The following is a 15410-nucleotide window of genomic DNA, read 5'->3' on the forward strand; positions in this document are numbered from 1 at the left end:
CGGCCGCGCTGACGGCACCCGGCGACGACGACGCGCATCACACCTCCGGTATGATGCAGGTATGACTCAGAAGATTGCGGTGAGCCTCCCGGACGAGCAGGTCATCTCGATTCGCCGTGCCGTTGAACAGGGGCGAGCACCTTCGGTGTCAGGATTCATTAGCGCAGCGGTCGCGCGCGCCCAGCAGGAGGACAGCCTGGCACAGCTGCTGGACGAGCTTGACCGCGAGCTCGGCCCCGTCAGCGACTCCGACCTGGCATGGGCGGACAGGGAGCTGGGCCTGGCATGACCGCCGCCAACAGAGGAACCGCGAAGGGTTTAACCCTGGACACCGGCGCGCTACTTGCCCTTGAACGCGGGGACTCCCGAGTTCGCGCCCTCCTTCGGCGGGCTTTGGAGGCCGACCTGCCTCTGAGCGTGCCCGCCGGGGTTGTGGAACAGGCCTGGCGGGGCGGTCCGAGGCAGGCTCGGGTCGCGCGACTGCTGTCTGATCCCCGCGTGCGGGTCATGCCACTCGATGAGATGGCAGCAAGGGCTGTCGGCCTGCTGTGCGGACGAACCGGTCATCGGGACGTCGTTGACGTCCACGTCGTCCTCGTGGCTCAGGAACAGGGACACACCGTCGTGACCTCTGATCCAGGAGACCTGAGCACAGTGCATCCAGGCCTCCCACTGATCGAGGTGTAGGCGGTTACCGCAAACATCGGCGGGGCATTCTACTCCGCCGGGTGCATCCCCATCCCAGCCGGGGACATCCTGCGCGTGCGGGGACAGGAATTCCGTCCCCGTACGCGTCGATGGCACCCGCCCGCGAGTTCTTGTCCCCGGCGGTACGAGCCAGCGTGAGAGCCAGTGAGGGGGAATCACTCCGCGGGCGGCTCGACGACGAGCGGAGCCTCACCCGGCGCGCGGACCTCAGCGCGCGGGGTCGGCTCCAGGCTGAGGTCCACGTGCAGCCGCTGGCCCTCCTGCCCCACCGCGTCATAGGCCAGCCGAGGGTTGTCCAGCTCAGTGACCTCGGTGCGGGCGCGCACGAGCCAGGGGTGCCGGCGCCGCAGCCCGATGAGGTCCTGGTGGAGGCGCAGCATCCAGGCCCCCTGCGGCGCGAGCTCGGACGGCCCGGCCGGCAGGGCGGGGCGGACCTCGTCATCACCACCGAAGGTCTCGGTCTTGACCCCGCGGAAGGCCTGCTCGTCCCCGTAGTAGACGCTGGGCACGCCGCCCACGGTCATGAGCAGCACGACGGCGAGCGCGGCCCCACCGGCCCCGACCTTGCTGGCGATGCGGGTGACGTCGTGGTTGCCGACGAAGGTGGCCGGGATGAAGCGCTCCAGCAGCTCGTTGTGGCGCTTCAGGCACCAGTCGAGCTCGTAGAAGTTGATGTCGGCCAGCGAGCTCCAGGTGGCCTTCCACAGCTCGTACTGGGTGACGGTGTCCACGGTGGAGGCCTCCACGAACCCGGCGTAGTCGCCGTGGATGACCTCGCCCATGAACCAGGCGTCGGGGTGGCGCTCGCGCACGGCCGGCAGGACGCTCGCCCAGAAGGCGGGGTCGACGGCGTAGGCGGCGTCCAGGCGCCAGGCGCTCGCACCGCGGTCGAGCCAGTGGGTCAGGACCCGCACGGCCAGGTCGCGGACCTCGGCGGAGTCGTGGTTGAGGGCGGCCAGGGACTCGTGCCCCTCGAAGGTGGCGTAGCCGGGGCCGGTCCCTCCGTCTCCTCCGTCCTCCCCGCCGGCCGCGTCGTCGAAGCGGAAGAGGACCCGCTCCCCTCCCCCGGCGCGGGCGGCCCGGAAGAGGGGGTGCTCGGTGCCGACGTGCCCGAGGACGCCGTCGAGCATGAGGGCCAGGCCCCGGGCGCGGCAGGCCTCGGCGAGGCGGTCGAAGGCGGCGTCGTCGCCCAGGCGGGGGTCGATGCGCAGGTGGTCGGTGGTGTCGTAGCCGTGGGTGGATGAGGCGAAGATCGGGCCGAGTGACAGCCCGTTGGCGCCGAGCTCGACGGCGTAGTCGAGCCAGGGATCGAGGCGGTCCAGGCGCGGGGCGGCGCCGACCTCGGTCAGCGGCGTGCCCGGTTCGGGCCGGATGGGGGCGCCGGTGGCGCCGAGGGGGTAGACCTGCCACCAGATGGCGTGGTCGATCCAGGCGGGCGTTGCGGGACGACTTATTCCAGATGCCTCACTAGTCATGCCTCCAAGGGTGCGCCCCACCCGATAGCATGTCAAGGTGCCGTCCCGTACCGACAAGCGCCCACGTCTGCGCATGGACCCCGCCGAGCGCCGCGACCTCATTCTGAGCGTCGCGAGCCGCGCCTTCGCGAGCCGCCCGTACGAGGAGGTCTCACTGGCCGCGATCGCCGAGGAGGCCCACGCCTCGGAGGCCCTGGTGCACAAGTACTTCGCCAACAAGGCCGGCATCTACGCCCAGGTCCTCCGGCGCGCCACCGACGAGCTCGCCAAGCTCACCCGACAGGCCGACGACGCCCTGCCACCGGGCTCCTCGGCACGCGACCGCGTGCGCACCTCGATCCTGACCTACCTGGACTTCATCTCGGAGCGCTCCCCCGGCTGGATGACCTACCAGATCCTGGCCGGACACGAGCCGGGCGAGGCGGCGCAGGTGCGCCAGGCCGCGCGGGAGGTGGCGGTCAAGACGCTGGCCGACGTCGTCGGCGGCAGCCGGGGGTATCGCGACGAGTTCGCCCTCTGGGGCTATCTGGGGTTCCTCGACGACGCCTGCCTGCGCTGGGTTCGCGCCGGGTGCCCGGAGGACCAGCGCCACAGCCTCATCGACGCGGCGCTCGGCTGCCTGGAGGGGGCGCTGGGCGACTGGCGGAAGTGAGGGCCCGAGGGTGAGCAGCCCCGAGGCGGCGGCCCGAGTGCGGCAGCTCGGAAACAGCCCGGCGGCAACGCCCGCCGAAAGACAGGACAAAGGCAGAACAAGGACACCGGGACAGACACGACGTGGGGCCCACTTCGCCAGGAGGTGGGCCCCACGTGAGGAGTCAGCGCGTCGGCGCGAGCCGCGGGCTCAGCGGACGGGCTTGCGGATCTCGGCGGAGAGGAACCAGGCCTGCTGCTCGAGCTTGCCGATGAGGTCCTCGACGATGCCCGAGGAGGTGGCGTCCTCGGCGTCGACGTCCTCGTCCACGCCGCGCAGGGTGGCGACGACGGCCTCGATGGCGGAGACGATGTAGGCAACGCCCTCGCTGGTGAGGATCTCGCCCTCGGGGGCGGCCGGGACGGTGGTCGCGGCGGCGACGGTGGCAGGGCGGCCGTCGGGGGTCGCGTTGATGGCGCGCATGCGCTCGGCGACCTCGTCGGAGCCCTCACGGGCGATGCCGACAACGTCGTCCAGGTTGAGGTGGATGTCGCGGAAGTTCGGGCCGACGACGTTCCAGTGGATCTGCTTGCCCACGAGCTCAAGGGCGATGAGGTCGACCAGCACGCGCTGGAGGTTGTCGCTCAGGGCGGCGGAGGCGGTGAAGGAGAGGTTGATGGAGGGGGTGGTCATGGTGTCTGCGTTCATGGCTAATACCTTACTACTTCGCCAGCCACTGTGGGTGTTACTTATGATTCACAGGCAAGCCAACCCTCACCTGGAACCCCGGCCCACCTGCGCGAACGCCCCACTCCACCAGGCTGATGGCGGAGCAGCTCCTCACCCATCAACAGGACGACGACGGCGCTCGGCAGCACATGGACACTGGCGCGAGCCGGCTGGCATAATGACGGGGAGCTCTCCGGCGGCTACCGGACGGCTCCCCTAGGTAAGCGGCTCATCCGAACCACTTGCCGAGGGTATCCACAAGGACACTGACGGCCCGGATCAGGCGAGCGATTGCGGTTAACAGTTCGCTCACCTTCCGGGCCGTTTCCTTGTCCTTGCGGACTTGCCTGTGTCGGCCTTTCGGCTTGGACACGGCCCCCACCTCCTTCCGACTCCCTTCTTCCCCGACAGGACACTGGATGTTCCGGGAGAAGGTGTCGAAGAAAGGCGAGAACAATCATGTCACGGCGGCTCCGGAGATATCAGCCGACCGAGCAGGTATTCGGCTCGCCGGTCTCCTCCTCCTCTGAGGCGAGCCAGCGCCCGTCGCTTCCGGGCACCATCGTGTTCCTCGCCGGGACCTGGGCCTTGACGGTGGGGTCCGTGACATCCTTGCCCTGCGCGTCGACGTAGGTCACCTGCGTCATGTCCACGCAGTAGGAGACGGTGGCGCTCTGGCCGTCGGCGCTCACGGCGACCTCGGAGACAGCAACCTTAACCGGGGTCTTGGCCTTCTCCCCCCTGCTCCTCAAGTTGGCGGCGTCATCGGTGAGCTGCTGCTGGAGGGTACCGGTGGTCACGGTGGGCACCTTGCTGACGTCCTGGCCGCCGTCGACCCACAGCCGCCAGGACATCTGGTCGTAGGCCACGAAGTCCTGGAGGACCTTGACCTGGGTGACGTCCAGGCCGGCGGGGATGCTGGTGATGGTGTAGCCCAGCTGGGCGTCGGACAGGGAGGCCGCGGTGACGGGGCCGGCGCTGCCCGACGCCGTGGCGACACCCGAGGGCGACGACGTCGAGTGACCGGTTGCGCCCGCGCTGCTCGCGGCGCTCTTCTCGCCGGACCTGGAGCCGCTGGACGAGCAGCCGCTCAGAACCAGTGAGCCGGCCAGCAGCAGGCAGCCGACCACGGCGGCCCGGCGGCGGGTTCCGGCTCGGTTCACGGGGCGAATCTCGGCACGTGTCACGGGGGCTCCTCCCAGTCGGCCGGATTCAACCCGGCGGAAACCAACCCGTCGACACTACCGCGAAGGTCACGAGTGTGTCTCGACGTTCGTCGCGGGAGCCCCGCCTTTCGCCTCTCGCGACGACGACGGGCGGCACCGGAGTGACCGGAACCGCCCGCCGTCGTCGGATGCTTGGACGCCCGCGCTCAGCGCACGGGCTTGCGGTCCTCGGCGGAGATGAACCAGGCCTGCTGCTCGAGCTTGCCGGTCAGGTCCTCCAGGATGCCGGTCGACGTCGGGTCCTCATCGTCGACGGCGTCGTGCACGCCGCGCAGCGTGGCCACGGCGGCCTCGATGGCGGAGACGACGTAGGCGACGCCCTCGGAGACGGTGATCTCGTCCTTGGGCAGGGTCGGGACGGTGGAGTCGGCGGCGACGGTGGCAGGGCGGCCGTCGGGGGTCGCGTTGATGGCGCGCATGCGCTCGGCGACCTCGTCGGAGCCCTCACGGGCGATGCCGACGACGGCGTCGAAGTTCAGGTGAAGATCGCGGAAGTTCTCACCCACGATGTTCCAGTGGGCCTGCTTGGTGGCGATGCCCAGCGCGACGAGGTCGACCAGCACGCGCTGGAGGCTGTCGCTCAGGGCGGCGGAGGCAGTGAAGGCGAAGGCAATGGATGGTGTGGCAGCGGTCTCTGTACTGGTCTCTGCACTCATGCCGCCCACCCTACGCCGTTTGTCCCGGAGGCGGCCGGTTGCGGGCGGGGACATGTCACGCGCGCGGGTGCGCCCGCCTCCCGGGCGCTCAGCTCCTCTTCGGGCAGCTCGTCGAAGAACGTGTCCGGCAACTGGTAACCGCCGAAGCCCAGCTCTCGCTCGCCTGTGCCCACCGGAATCAGCCGCGCCACCATCTGATGCCCCCTGGCGATATTGGTGGCGCCCTGCTCGACCTCCACCAGCAGCATGGACAGATGCGTCTTCGCCCCCTGGACCTTGGCCGTCTTCCTGCACGCTTCCTGCTCGGCGGAACGAGCGCGCTCCGGCCGTACGGTGGGCGACGACGCCGACAGGACGGCACTGAATCCTGCACCTCAACGGCGCGGGAGCCCTGTCTCCTTCGTGCTGGCGCCATGGGCGAGTCAGACGTCGAGCCGACGCAGCAGGGCAGCCGGGGGCAGGGTGTTGTCCACCTCCTGCGCCAACCCATTATGGAATCGACCATGTCTGACGCCATCAACCTGAGCCTTACATTGAGGTTTTATCATCGGGGGCGATGGTGCTCGCTCGCTTATCGGTCGCGCGAACCTCTTCAGGCACGGTCAACCGGCAAGAACCTCCGGGATCGCCTCGTCCAGGTACCACAACCAGAACCCCCGACGAGCAGGGACGTCAGCCTCCTCCACCGGCTGCCAGTTCAGGGCACCGGCAGCCGCGCTGGCGCACGCATAACTTGTCTCAAGCGAATCCGGCAGGAGTTCGTCGTCATCTTGCGTATCATCAGACACGTCATATTCAGGGTTACGGTGTGTTGCAGAACTGACTGCATGAACGGCACCATCAGCGACAAACACAGCAGGCTGCGTTATGGAATTGTAGTCCTCAACCCTGTCGTACGCATCCATAAGAAAACGACCACTGCGGAGTTCAGCCAATTCCGAGCCCACCCGGCACTCGACTACATCTTCGACTAAGGAAAGCATTCCCTCAATCCTCTCATCACCAGGAAATGCTCGATCCCAATAGCGCTGAACCCGTCGCACGCACATGATTTTCAATTGAATTTGCCGCCGATATGACTCTTCAGCATCTTCTGGATCCAGCATCGCCTCCCAGACGCGAGTACGAGCCTCCAGGGATAGAATCCCCTCAGGGGGTCGGCAAAGTCGGTTTAGGTGGGGGTTTGGGTGAGTAGTCTGATGGCTCGTTTGGGTTGTCGTGACAGGGATCTGGTGGTGCTGGCGATGGAGGTGCCGGTGCCGTGGAAGAGTCGGATGAGGCTGATGGCCAGGTTACGCAGGGTGGCCATGACCTGTGGGCCGTTGCCGATGCGCAGCTGGTGGCGGTCCTCATCGAAGACCACGTCCCTGACCCAGTGAAGTCGGTTCTCGATTCCCCAGCGCCCTTGGACCCAGGCCGCGACGACCTCGGGCTGGGCATCGGTCATAGGGAGGGAGCAGATCAGGTAGACCACCTCAACATGCTTCCTGCTCTTGATGGTCCTGGTGCGTCGGAGCTGGACCACCTGCGCAGCCCCGGGGAAGTCCACCCAGGCGGGAGCCTCAATCGCCTTGGCAGCGCGCCGCACCCGCCGACCGTGACCGGCATCGACGCTTGAGACGGACGGGACACTCTTCCAGGGCAGCGCCTTGAGCGTCCTGCGAAGGGTCTTCTGGTTGCCCTTGACCGTCAGCACGTAGTGACCACCACGCCGGGTGATCCACCGGGCTGTGCCTGTCTGGGTGTGCATCGCATCGGCGCTCACCACCACCCCTTCCAGGTCCAAGGGTTCGAGAAGCTCCCTGAGCGCGGGGATCTCGTTGGACTTGCCTGCCACTCGCTGCTGGGTCGGTACGGCGCCGGTGGCGTGGTCCAAGGCGGCCAGGAGGTGCGGCGCTGGGTCCTTGCTGGTGCGGGCGCCGCGCATGGTCTTGCCGTCCACGGCGATCACTGTGCGGCCGTTGATGGTGCCGGTACGCGTGCACAACCATGACCTCAGGTGGGCGTCAACGTCAGCGGGGTCCAGGTCCTGCAGGACTCGGCGGATGGTCGACTCTGAGGGCAGGGCCTGGCCCGCCGCTAGTCCCAGGGCCTCCAGGTCGGCGCCGGTCAGGTCGGTGGTGCGCTCCCATATCGCCGTCAGGCTGCGACAGCCGGCCAGCACCCCGGTCACGGCCAGGGACAGGACCGTAGACAGGTTATGACGCACGCCCCGACGGTCCCTGGGATCAGCCACGTTCCTGAGAACCTGGACCAGGGGCCGGCGCGACAAGGCGGTCGTGGTGGAAGATGACATCGGCGCGGGCTCCCAGGACGAAGGGATGACTAGACACCACTCATCGTCCCTGCGGGGCCCGCGCCCCCGTCCTAGCGACACACCACCCCCGTCAAAACGGCTCAGACACCCCCACCCACCAACTTTGCCGACCCCCTGGGAGGTGCCCCCTCCTACATCAGGCACGTGGGCCGGGTTCGTCTATCTTGCCACCGTTCTGGACCGCTGCACGAAGAAAGTCGTGGGGTATACGATGGCTGATCATATGCGCACCTCGCTGGTGTGTGAGGCCATCGATATGGCGGTAAGGAGATGCCCGGTTGAGAAGGGTGTGACGGTCTTCCCGCTCCGACCGGGGCAGCCAGTACACGAAGGTTATTCAGGGGCGTGTATGGGGGTTTAGGGGTTCGGTGTGTTGAATGGGTGACGGCTCGTTGGTCTGAGAGAATCAGATTGCTACATGAAACCTCTCAGGAACGAGCCGTCATGGGTAAGGGTATCACAGGCCTGGACAGAACGCAGTTGAGCTGCCTGGTGGAAATGGTGCTGGGTGATACTGAGATCTCCTTGGCGCCAAGAATTCTTGGCCCACTGGCCGCGGTGCGGGCGACGTTGATGTATTTGCGCACCAACACCTCCCAGGAGGCGATCGCCGAGATCATGGGGGTGTCACAGCCGACGATCTCGCGGGCGATCTCGGTGGTCACCCGGATCATCGCCAGGGTCTTGGGGCCTGTGCTGGCGACCGTCGAGGAGGTCCCCCATGGGGGCGTGCACATCATCGACGGTACGCTCCTGCCGTGCTGGAGCTGGAAGGATCGGACGGACCTGTGGTCGGGCAAGCACAAGCGCACCGGCCTGAGCCTGCAAGTACTGGTCAGCCCCGCCGGGCGCCTGCGGTGGGCCTCAGACCCGCTACCGGGGGCCACCCACGACACCAAGGCCATCACCACCTCCGGTCTCTTGGAGGAGATCGACCCCTCCTGCTGCATCGCCGATAAAGGCTACATCGGAACCGGGGTTCTCACCCCCTACAAGAAACCTCCCAACAGTGAGCTCACCAAGGCCCAGAAGCAGGCCAACAAATCCCTAAATGAAATCCGGTATGTCGTGGAGAGAACCATCGCGCACATCAAATCCTGGAAGATCCTGGCCCACGACTACAGGCGCCCCCTGCACACCTTCAAAGAAACTATCACAGCCACCCTAGCCCTCTACGCCTACACCAACCCCTGAATAACCTTCACCACGTCTCAGAAGTTCCTGGACCATCTGAAGTCCTACGGTATCCGGCCGTCCACGGGGCGTACGGGGGGCGTGACTGGGTGGGTGCGTGGGCGGAATCTTTCACGCCACTCTCAAGAAAAAGAGAGTGCATAGAATGGTGTACCCCACGAAGGACAAGGCGATTAATGATATTGCCTCGTGGATCGAACTGAGATCCAGTCATACCTGCCTTCACTCGACCCTGAGATACTGCGCACCTAACGAGGTTGAGCAAGAATTCCTGGACCTAACCAAGGCAGTCTGAAACACCAAACAAGCAGTGTCCGAAAAACACCCAGCATCCCAGTTCATCCACTGGCCCGCGATGGTAGACGTCTCAAGCTTGAGGTCTTCCCTGCTCGATTCAGTAAGCAGCCTGCTCACTGTGGACTCAATATGAGAAAATACGCCAGCAGTCGACACCGCTTCGAGACTCATCGCGAAAGTTAGAACTCTCCTCCTTCTGCGAAATACTTTTCTTCGGCTTCGGTGAGGTCGGTCATCTCAGGAGACTCAATGGTGGCAGAAATAAATTTTTTAGTAATCCCTAAGTCGACACTGGCGCGCGATGGGAGATACCAGATTATAGTTTCTACGTTATCATCGGAATCCACTTTTCCGACTCCATAGATCGACTTGAGTTTATTAACGTAAGTCAAATATGTGGACCTCAGTGAAGAGTCGAATACATCATTTGTGTCACCGGTAACTCGGGTGGTCAAATTGAAATTAATTCTCGAGACATACATTTTGTTGCTCACGTCACGGCCGATGCTTCCGTCCTCTTCTCCGTTGCTGACGGGGGTAACGAAAAATCTTCCGTTGTCGGGAGCGGGTGTCCAGCCGAACTGATCTCGCAGCGAGAAGGCCTCTTCAATGCTCATGGGCCATCGATGTTCAGCTATTGTTCGAATAATATCAATTGCCTGGTCGACCGGATAGCAGCGAAAGCCTGATGTTGTCGATCCTGTACCATTTGATGTAGTAGCGTTCATCAATATTCTCCGGGGACTCTAGAGTTTGTCGATGGATTCTTGAAGGTGCTGAGTGACTTCAGGTGTGAGCTCGAACGGGGTGTCGGTGACTTCTATTCTACCAGGTTCACGTGTTGCTATCACCTTGATCGTCATCTTCGTGTCCCCATTCTGAACGCTCTGCCACACATCGGGGTGGTCATGGAAGTATTGGGCGAAGCGAGGGTCGCTTAGCATGCGATCACGTGTGTACGCAGGTGACGCTTGAGGGGCCTTCCCTTCGTAAGTAGTCACACGCGGCGTACTGTCCACCTGCGCACTTACACCCTTGTATTCCGCAACGACCATTTCATCACCGTTCGGACTCAGGGCCATCCCGTCGACCCAGCCTCGTGGAGCAGTTCCGTTATTGACTGTCACGTTGTCCGCACGGAACTCATCAGGAATGTGGTACCCATTCTCCGTGAGATGCGCCTCGCCGCCAGGCTCTCCAATCCTTGCGGCGGCGTCATTTAGGTTCTTATGTGCTTTAGATGCCTCGTCGGCCATCTCGGTTAGGTTGTCAATTTCACGCTGACTGCGGCCCTCAGCCTGCAACTTTCGCCCTGTTTTCGACATCTCCTTTCGGCTAAAGTCTTTGAGAGAATACCCTTCCGGAATCGCTTCACTCAGGCGTTCTCTTGCTTGCTGCTTTGCAGCTTTCTGGGCTTGATGTTGGCGGAATAACTCAGGTATGTCTTTCTTGTACTTATCAGCATTCTTTCCTGACTTGGGTCCGTCGGTGGCTGCGTCCGCCGCATTACCAGCACTCTTGGTGCCGTCAGTGGCCGCGTCTACCGCGTCTTCAGCGGCCTCAACGGCATCGTCAGCCTTCTTGGAGCCACGGCCCATGAGCATAGCCACCAGGCCAGCGAACTTCTCACCCACATCACCGAACAACTTGACGGCCTTGTCCAGCAGGGTCTTGAGGTTCCTGGCCGACAGAACCACGTCGGCGACCTCCTTGGACAGGCGAGTCACCCACGACGACACATCAGCAATCACCGAGGCCACCGCCCACGGCGCCGCCAGACCCGCCGTCAGCACCCCGATCGCCACCTTCGAGGCCACCTTACCGATCACATCAGCAATCGCGTCACGCACCAGGTCATGCACCATCCGCACAATCACCGAGACCACCGTCAACCCACCCGAGATCGCACCGGCCACCTGACCGGTCATCCTCAGGTGCGAAGCAGACCCAGCCTGCAACGACTTAAACGTCGCCACAGTTTCAGGCCGACAACGATGTAGGTCGGAACTGGTGTAAAGGCGCCTCCAGCTGCTGGAGAGCGAGGGTAGTGGCGCGTAACTGCGGTGGTGTTGCCGCGCCGGACGGTGCGGCAACACCACCAGTCATTCAGTGCCAGTGAGCAGGTCTCCGCAGCAGGAAGAGGCTGGTTGTGGCAGCCGCTTAGCAGTGACCAGCGAGTCATTCTGCTGTCGTCCTAAACCGGAGTGGCCGCATGTATTAGTCGGCGTCGGCGGAGTTGTCAGGAGAAGTACTCGGGATACTCCGCATAGGGGTCGTGCTCGCTATGATCCACCCACTGGTCGATGACCTGCTGGGGCGTGATGCCAGGAGTCATAACGGTATGACCATTAAAGTTGTCGGTGGTAAACCATAGCACCAGATTGGGATCCGGGTTAAGCGACCTCACCCAAACGGCAATGTCGGCAGCCTCCTCAAGATCTGCCCCGTCAACAGAGATAAGCTGACCGTCACGGAAGTGGCTGATAATCGTCGACGCCCCGTCCGGCTCGAGCAGGATGTCTGCATCGGTCTCGAGGTCATCAGAACTCAGAGGTTTCGCCTCGCAGTCCGGCCATTGTTGCTTTCCCTCACTAAGGAACGTATCAGTATCGGCAATGACGCGCCCCGAGTTGAGTGTAGTACAAAGATAACTGACGCCCATTTTAACTCCTCCTTCTAGGTTTATGGGACCAGCTGGATGTGCAGTTCTACATCGGGGCCGAGAATATCTCGGGCGCGCTGACCGAGAAACTCTACAGACTCCGGGGTGTTGGTGACCAGTGTCAGACTAGAGACAGGATTGCCCGACGACCTTATCACCTTGCCGTAGCGCCTCATCTCATCGTCAAACTTATTCATGAGGAACTCGGGGCCTTTACCTTGATAGAGAGCGTCGTCTCCGCCCCCTGTGTGCTTGGCGTCCCAAGCCTTAGCGATTCCCGCGCCATCCGCGGTGACTGAGTCTGCCCAGATGGTTTCACCACTGTCAGTCGTTAACTGACGCTCGACATCGGTCCCGAGGACCCTGTGCTGGTACTGGTATGCCTCCGTCGACGGTGCGTGAGTTTTCGTGGGGAGATCGTCATACCACTCCTGAACTTTCCCCGGGTCATCCCATTGCGTGGCGCCGTCGCCGGTAGCGGCGCTGCTGTCTGCCTCCGCCCTTTCGGGCGCATCAGCCTTGGCAGCGTCATCGGATTGCTTTGTGCTGGACTTGGCTGCGTCTGCCGCGTCATCGGCACCCTTGGCTCCAGTGCTGGTCTCGTTGAGGGTTACGCCCCAGCGGCCTTCGTTGGGGTTGGACCGTGAGGGCTTGGTGGTCTTGGGACCCTTGGGCCTGTAGACGGTGGGGCTAGCCTTGGTCACCTCACGGGCCTGGCGCGTGGTCATACCCGGCGCCCCGGCCAGTGCCTGCTGCGGGCGCAGGGAGGACAGGAAGTCACCGACCTGCCGAGCAGCCCCGGCAACGCCGTCACCGGCCTTAGCCGCAGCCTCACCGATACTGGAGGTGATACGACCGAAAGCCGCACCCACATCGTCAAGCAGCTTGCTGGCCTTGTCCAGCAGGCCCTTGAGGTTCCTGGCCGACAGAACCACGTCGGCGACCTCCTTGGACAGGCGAGTCACCCACGACGACACATCAGCAATCACCGAGGCCACCGCCCACGGCGCCGCCAGACCCGCCGTCAGCACCCCGATCGCCACCTTCGAGGCCACCTTACCGATCACATCAGCAATCGCGTCACGCACCAGGTCATGCACCATCCGCACAATCACCGAGGCCACCGTCAACCCACCCGAGATCGCACTGGCCACACCACCGGTCATCCTCAGGTGCGAGGCAGACCCCGCCTGCAACGACTTGAACGTCGCCACAGCCAACGACTCCTGACCCGCCAGACGCCCCGTGCACACCGTCTCCAGGTCATCAGCGCACGAACCCAGCTTGGTACCGATATTCGACCACGTCGACGCCGCCGCAGCGACCGCGTCACTGTCACCGGTGAGCTCATTGAGCCACTCGTTGAGACTGCCCAGGTGCTCAATGACCCACGCCACCCCGGCCGACATCGCCTCACCCAGAGGATCCATCACCGCCGAGGCCGTGTCAGCAGCCGTCGCCAGAGTCGCCAGACCACCAGCAACCCAGCTCTTGGACTCAAACGCCTCCTTGAGGTCGAAGCCGTCCTCGATCAGACGCGTACCCGTCCAGACGGTCTCCGAGTCCTTCACCTCGGCAACAAGCTCGTTACCCGTCACCGATCACGCCCCCACCTGACGCGCACCGGAAGCGGCGTCAGCGTCCGCACCCTCCAGAGCGCTGGCCGTGCCGCGCAGGCCGGTGGCGCTGTTGCGCAGCCCCTTCTCAGCGGAGTCCATCATCGCGTCGGCAGCGCTCTTGACCAGCGTGTAGGCCGGCAGGAACAACGGCGAGCACATCAGACCAAAGGCGTTATCCCCCAGCGCCGCACCCGAGGCGTCCCGCGCCTGAGCCACACCAGCAGCCACCGCATCCGTATCCCCGGCACCCGAACGCAACGTCCCACCATCAACCTGAATATCTACCATGACAGACTTCTTCCTACCTTTCTTAACGCCATTTCATCGACAACAGTCAGCACTGCACCAGCCCACCCGACCCTTGCTCAGGCAAGCCGCACTGGTCGCCCAGGGCTACATCCCCGGGAACACCAGCCCGGGAGGAGCGCTGCGCTTCTTGCTCTCCTCGGACCGCTCAGCCCGTCGAGTGACTCCCACCTTGGGCCCGGCCATCTGCTCGTAGGCATCCAGCATCGCCTGACCGAGCCCGGTGTCCACACCGATGTGCCGGTCCACGATCGCCCGGATCTTGGTGGCCGCCGTACGCCGACCGGTGTCGATGGCCTCCATGACCGCCTCGGAGAGCTGGGCCGAGCTCAGCGCCTGACTCGCCGCAGCGAAGCGCACGTCCCGTACGCGCCCGGCGGCGTCGACCACCACGGTGACCTCACCGCCCTTGGACGTCCCCTCGACCTCCAGGGAGTCGGCCTGCTCGGGCACGCGCTCAGTACCTTCGTGATTTCTCTGCGCCTGAGCCACCTGCTCAGCAATCCGAGACAGACGCTCCTCAACCAACCGATCAGACATGAGGCACACCCTAACCAGCACCCCGGGGCCGAGACCTCTCCCCGACCTGTCGGGTTAATAACACGGGGATAACTACCCACCCGCCTCGACACCCCTGCGTCGCATCTGGTAACGACAGGTTGGAACGTGCCGCGGGTGCGGGGACAAGGCTCGTCCCCGCACCCGCGGCACGTTCTCATCTGTGGAAATCTGCGGAGAATCTCCCGTCAGGCCCAGGGCTGGCGCTCGGCCCACTCCTGGGGGCTGACGCGGCGCCCGGTGTAGAAGGGCGTGTCCACGCGCACGTGCATGCGGGCGTCCGTGTAGCGCTGGTGGTGCAGGACCCCTTCGAGCCGGTCGAGGGTGTCGGCCTCGAAGCCGAGGATCCACTCGTAGTCGCTCAGGCCGAAGGTCGCCAGGGTCGAGCCCTTGACGTCGGGGTACTTGGAGAAGCCGTGGCGGCCGTGCTGCGCCATCATGCGCGAGCGCTCCTCGGGGTCGAGCAGGTACCACTCGTAGGAGCGCACGAAGGGGTAGACCATGACCCAGTCGCGCGGCGCCACCCCGGCCAGGCAGGCCGGCACGTGGCGGGGGTTGAACTCGGCGGGCGTGTGCAGCCCCATGCAGGACCACACCGGCTCCAGGTAGCGCCCCAGCGCGCTGCCGCGCAGGCGGTGGTAGGCGTCCTGGAGGACCTCGGGGTCGTCGTCGAGCCACCACACGAGCAGGTCGGCATCGGCGCGCAGGCCGCCGACGTCGTACCAGCCGCGCGTCGTCACGCCGCCGGCCTCGACGAAGTCGGCGCTCTCACCCAGGAGCTGCTCGCGCTCGGGCTGGGAGGCGGGCAGGGGACGGGCCAGGCGGAAGACGGCGTAGAGGGTGTAGTGGTACTGGTTGTTGATGGCCTCCAGGTCGACGTCGGTGGCGTCGCGGGGATCGCGGTGGGGGCGGCGCTCCTCGTCCTCGAAGCGGTGCAGGCCGCCCTCGCCGGGGTGGCCGCCGGGGTGGCCGTGGGTGTCGGTGCTCATCTCTTCTCCTTGATTCTTCCGGAGCTGCTGGGCTTGAGGCTAT

Annotated in this window: 19 protein-coding genes; 5 read left to right on the forward strand and 14 right to left on the reverse strand. The window is 64.6% G+C overall.

Annotation, left to right across the window (positions count from 1 at the left end; all coding sequences use genetic code 11):
* The first annotated feature begins 61 nt into the window (after positions 1 to 61).
* Both EL340_RS10005 and EL340_RS10010 read left to right on the forward strand, forming a co-directional pair.
* On the forward strand, positions 62 to 289 hold the full coding sequence (locus EL340_RS10005; RefSeq protein ID WP_126414455.1) for a toxin-antitoxin system antitoxin subunit: 228 nt from the start codon (positions 62 to 64) through the stop codon (positions 287 to 289).
* Positions 286 to 687 carry a PIN domain-containing protein gene (locus tag EL340_RS10010; protein WP_126414456.1) on the forward strand — a complete coding sequence of 134 codons (402 nt, stop codon included), beginning with the start codon at positions 286 to 288 and terminating at the stop codon, positions 685 to 687. The genes EL340_RS10005 and EL340_RS10010 overlap by 4 nt, the downstream gene beginning before the upstream one ends.
* A 176-nt stretch (positions 688 to 863) precedes the next feature.
* On the opposite strand, the gene EL340_RS10015 is transcribed toward EL340_RS10010, so the two are convergent.
* A complete protein-coding gene (locus tag EL340_RS10015; protein ID WP_126414457.1) occupies positions 864 to 2183 on the reverse strand; it encodes an alpha-amylase family protein in 1320 nt (439 codons plus the stop codon).
* A gap of 37 nt (positions 2184 to 2220) precedes the next feature.
* Between EL340_RS10015 and EL340_RS10020 the strand changes: the two genes are divergently transcribed.
* Positions 2221 to 2835: a TetR/AcrR family transcriptional regulator gene (locus EL340_RS10020; RefSeq protein WP_126414458.1), complete on the forward strand. Its 615-nt coding sequence runs from the start codon at positions 2221 to 2223 to the stop codon at positions 2833 to 2835.
* A gap of 189 nt (positions 2836 to 3024) precedes the next feature.
* Here EL340_RS10020 and EL340_RS10025 read toward each other — a convergent pair whose 3' ends face one another.
* The 6 genes from EL340_RS10025 to EL340_RS10050 form a co-directional block, all read right to left on the reverse strand.
* Entirely contained in the window at positions 3025 to 3522 is a 498-nt protein-coding gene (locus tag EL340_RS10025; protein WP_126414459.1) for a Dps family protein, read from the reverse strand.
* Positions 3523 to 4025: 503 nt separating this feature from the next.
* Positions 4026 to 4730, reverse strand: a complete 705-nt coding sequence (locus EL340_RS10030; RefSeq protein WP_126414460.1) for a hypothetical protein — start codon at positions 4728 to 4730, stop codon at positions 4026 to 4028.
* Between the two features lie 185 nt (positions 4731 to 4915).
* Positions 4916 to 5425 carry a Dps family protein gene (locus EL340_RS10035; RefSeq protein WP_126414461.1) on the reverse strand — a complete coding sequence of 170 codons (510 nt, stop codon included), beginning with the start codon at positions 5423 to 5425 and terminating at the stop codon, positions 4916 to 4918.
* Positions 5422 to 5673, reverse strand: a complete 252-nt coding sequence (locus tag EL340_RS10040) for a hypothetical protein (RefSeq protein ID WP_232023000.1) — start codon at positions 5671 to 5673, stop codon at positions 5422 to 5424. The genes EL340_RS10035 and EL340_RS10040 overlap by 4 nt, the downstream gene beginning before the upstream one ends.
* Positions 5674 to 6027: 354 nt before the next feature.
* Entirely contained in the window at positions 6028 to 6654 is a 627-nt protein-coding gene (locus tag EL340_RS10045) for an Imm5 family immunity protein (protein WP_126414462.1), read from the reverse strand.
* The gene (locus EL340_RS10050; RefSeq protein WP_126413142.1) at positions 6597 to 7721 is read right to left on the reverse strand and encodes an ISAs1 family transposase; all 1125 of its coding nucleotides are present in this window, start codon (positions 7719 to 7721) and stop codon (positions 6597 to 6599) included. Before EL340_RS10050 ends, EL340_RS10045 begins: the two co-directional genes overlap by 58 nt.
* A 25-nt stretch (positions 7722 to 7746) precedes the next feature.
* Here EL340_RS10050 and EL340_RS15975 point away from each other — a divergent pair, with 25 nt between their 5' ends.
* Complete coding sequence (locus EL340_RS15975) at positions 7747 to 8103, forward strand: DDE-type integrase/transposase/recombinase (protein ID WP_408608585.1); 357 nt, start codon at positions 7747 to 7749, stop codon at positions 8101 to 8103.
* A gap of 83 nt (positions 8104 to 8186) precedes the next feature.
* Positions 8187 to 8936 carry a transposase family protein gene (locus EL340_RS10055; protein WP_197722279.1) on the forward strand — a complete coding sequence of 250 codons (750 nt, stop codon included), beginning with the start codon at positions 8187 to 8189 and terminating at the stop codon, positions 8934 to 8936.
* Positions 8937 to 9412: 476 nt separating this feature from the next.
* Here EL340_RS10055 and EL340_RS10065 read toward each other — a convergent pair whose 3' ends face one another.
* The 7 genes from EL340_RS10065 to hemQ all read right to left on the reverse strand — a co-directional run bounded on the left by EL340_RS10065 (position 9413) and on the right by hemQ (position 15367).
* On the reverse strand, positions 9413 to 9961 hold the full coding sequence (locus EL340_RS10065; RefSeq protein WP_126414464.1) for a DUF6301 family protein: 549 nt from the start codon (positions 9959 to 9961) through the stop codon (positions 9413 to 9415).
* Positions 9962 to 9979: 18 nt separating this feature from the next.
* Entirely contained in the window at positions 9980 to 11161 is a 1182-nt protein-coding gene (locus EL340_RS15495; RefSeq protein WP_232023004.1) for a hypothetical protein, read from the reverse strand.
* 311 nt (positions 11162 to 11472) lie between these two features.
* Entirely contained in the window at positions 11473 to 11895 is a 423-nt protein-coding gene (locus EL340_RS10075) for a hypothetical protein (protein WP_164719374.1), read from the reverse strand.
* A gap of 20 nt (positions 11896 to 11915) precedes the next feature.
* Entirely contained in the window at positions 11916 to 13493 is a 1578-nt protein-coding gene (locus tag EL340_RS15125; protein WP_197722295.1) for a restriction endonuclease fold toxin-2 domain-containing protein, read from the reverse strand.
* Positions 13494 to 13496: 3 nt separating this feature from the next.
* On the reverse strand, positions 13497 to 13802 hold the full coding sequence (locus EL340_RS10085; RefSeq protein WP_126414465.1) for a hypothetical protein: 306 nt from the start codon (positions 13800 to 13802) through the stop codon (positions 13497 to 13499).
* A 105-nt stretch (positions 13803 to 13907) separates the two neighbouring features.
* A complete protein-coding gene (locus EL340_RS10090) occupies positions 13908 to 14360 on the reverse strand; it encodes a YbaB/EbfC family nucleoid-associated protein (RefSeq protein ID WP_126414466.1) in 453 nt (150 codons plus the stop codon).
* A 206-nt stretch (positions 14361 to 14566) separates the two neighbouring features.
* Positions 14567 to 15367, reverse strand: a complete 801-nt coding sequence (gene hemQ / locus EL340_RS10095; protein WP_126414467.1) for a hydrogen peroxide-dependent heme synthase — start codon at positions 15365 to 15367, stop codon at positions 14567 to 14569.
* Positions 15368 to 15410 lie beyond the last annotated feature (43 nt).

The sequence above is a fragment of the Actinomyces viscosus genome (genome assembly GCF_900637975.1).
Classification (GTDB): domain Bacteria; phylum Actinomycetota; class Actinomycetes; order Actinomycetales; family Actinomycetaceae; genus Actinomyces; species Actinomyces viscosus.

Excerpts from the sequence above, each read along its gene's own strand:
- EL340_RS10005 (WP_126414455.1), top strand. The coding sequence starts at position 62 with ATGACTCAGAAGATTGCGGTGAGCCTCCCGGACGAGCAGGTCATCTCG.
- EL340_RS10010 (WP_126414456.1), top strand. The coding sequence starts at position 286 with ATGACCGCCGCCAACAGAGGAACCGCGAAGGGTTTAACCCTGGACACC.
- EL340_RS10015 (WP_126414457.1), bottom strand. The coding sequence starts at position 2,183 with ATGACTAGTGAGGCATCTGGAATAAGTCGTCCCGCAACGCCCGCCTGG.
- EL340_RS10025 (WP_126414459.1), bottom strand. The coding sequence starts at position 3,522 with ATGAACGCAGACACCATGACCACCCCCTCCATCAACCTCTCCTTCACC.
- EL340_RS10035 (WP_126414461.1), bottom strand. The coding sequence starts at position 5,425 with ATGAGTGCAGAGACCAGTACAGAGACCGCTGCCACACCATCCATTGCC.
- EL340_RS10040 (WP_232023000.1), bottom strand. The coding sequence starts at position 5,673 with ATGCTGCTGGTGGAGGTCGAGCAGGGCGCCACCAATATCGCCAGGGGG.
- EL340_RS10050 (WP_126413142.1), bottom strand. The coding sequence starts at position 7,721 with ATGTCATCTTCCACCACGACCGCCTTGTCGCGCCGGCCCCTGGTCCAG.
- EL340_RS15975 (WP_408608585.1), top strand. The coding sequence starts at position 7,747 with ATGACTAGACACCACTCATCGTCCCTGCGGGGCCCGCGCCCCCGTCCT.
- EL340_RS10055 (WP_197722279.1), top strand. The coding sequence starts at position 8,187 with ATGGGTAAGGGTATCACAGGCCTGGACAGAACGCAGTTGAGCTGCCTG.
- EL340_RS10065 (WP_126414464.1), bottom strand. The coding sequence starts at position 9,961 with ATGAACGCTACTACATCAAATGGTACAGGATCGACAACATCAGGCTTT.
- EL340_RS15495 (WP_232023004.1), bottom strand. The coding sequence starts at position 11,161 with ATGACCGGTCAGGTGGCCGGTGCGATCTCGGGTGGGTTGACGGTGGTC.
- EL340_RS10075 (WP_164719374.1), bottom strand. The coding sequence starts at position 11,895 with ATGGGCGTCAGTTATCTTTGTACTACACTCAACTCGGGGCGCGTCATT.
- EL340_RS10085 (WP_126414465.1), bottom strand. The coding sequence starts at position 13,802 with ATGGTAGATATTCAGGTTGATGGTGGGACGTTGCGTTCGGGTGCCGGG.
- EL340_RS10090 (WP_126414466.1), bottom strand. The coding sequence starts at position 14,360 with ATGTCTGATCGGTTGGTTGAGGAGCGTCTGTCTCGGATTGCTGAGCAG.
- hemQ (WP_126414467.1), bottom strand. The coding sequence starts at position 15,367 with ATGAGCACCGACACCCACGGCCACCCCGGCGGCCACCCCGGCGAGGGC.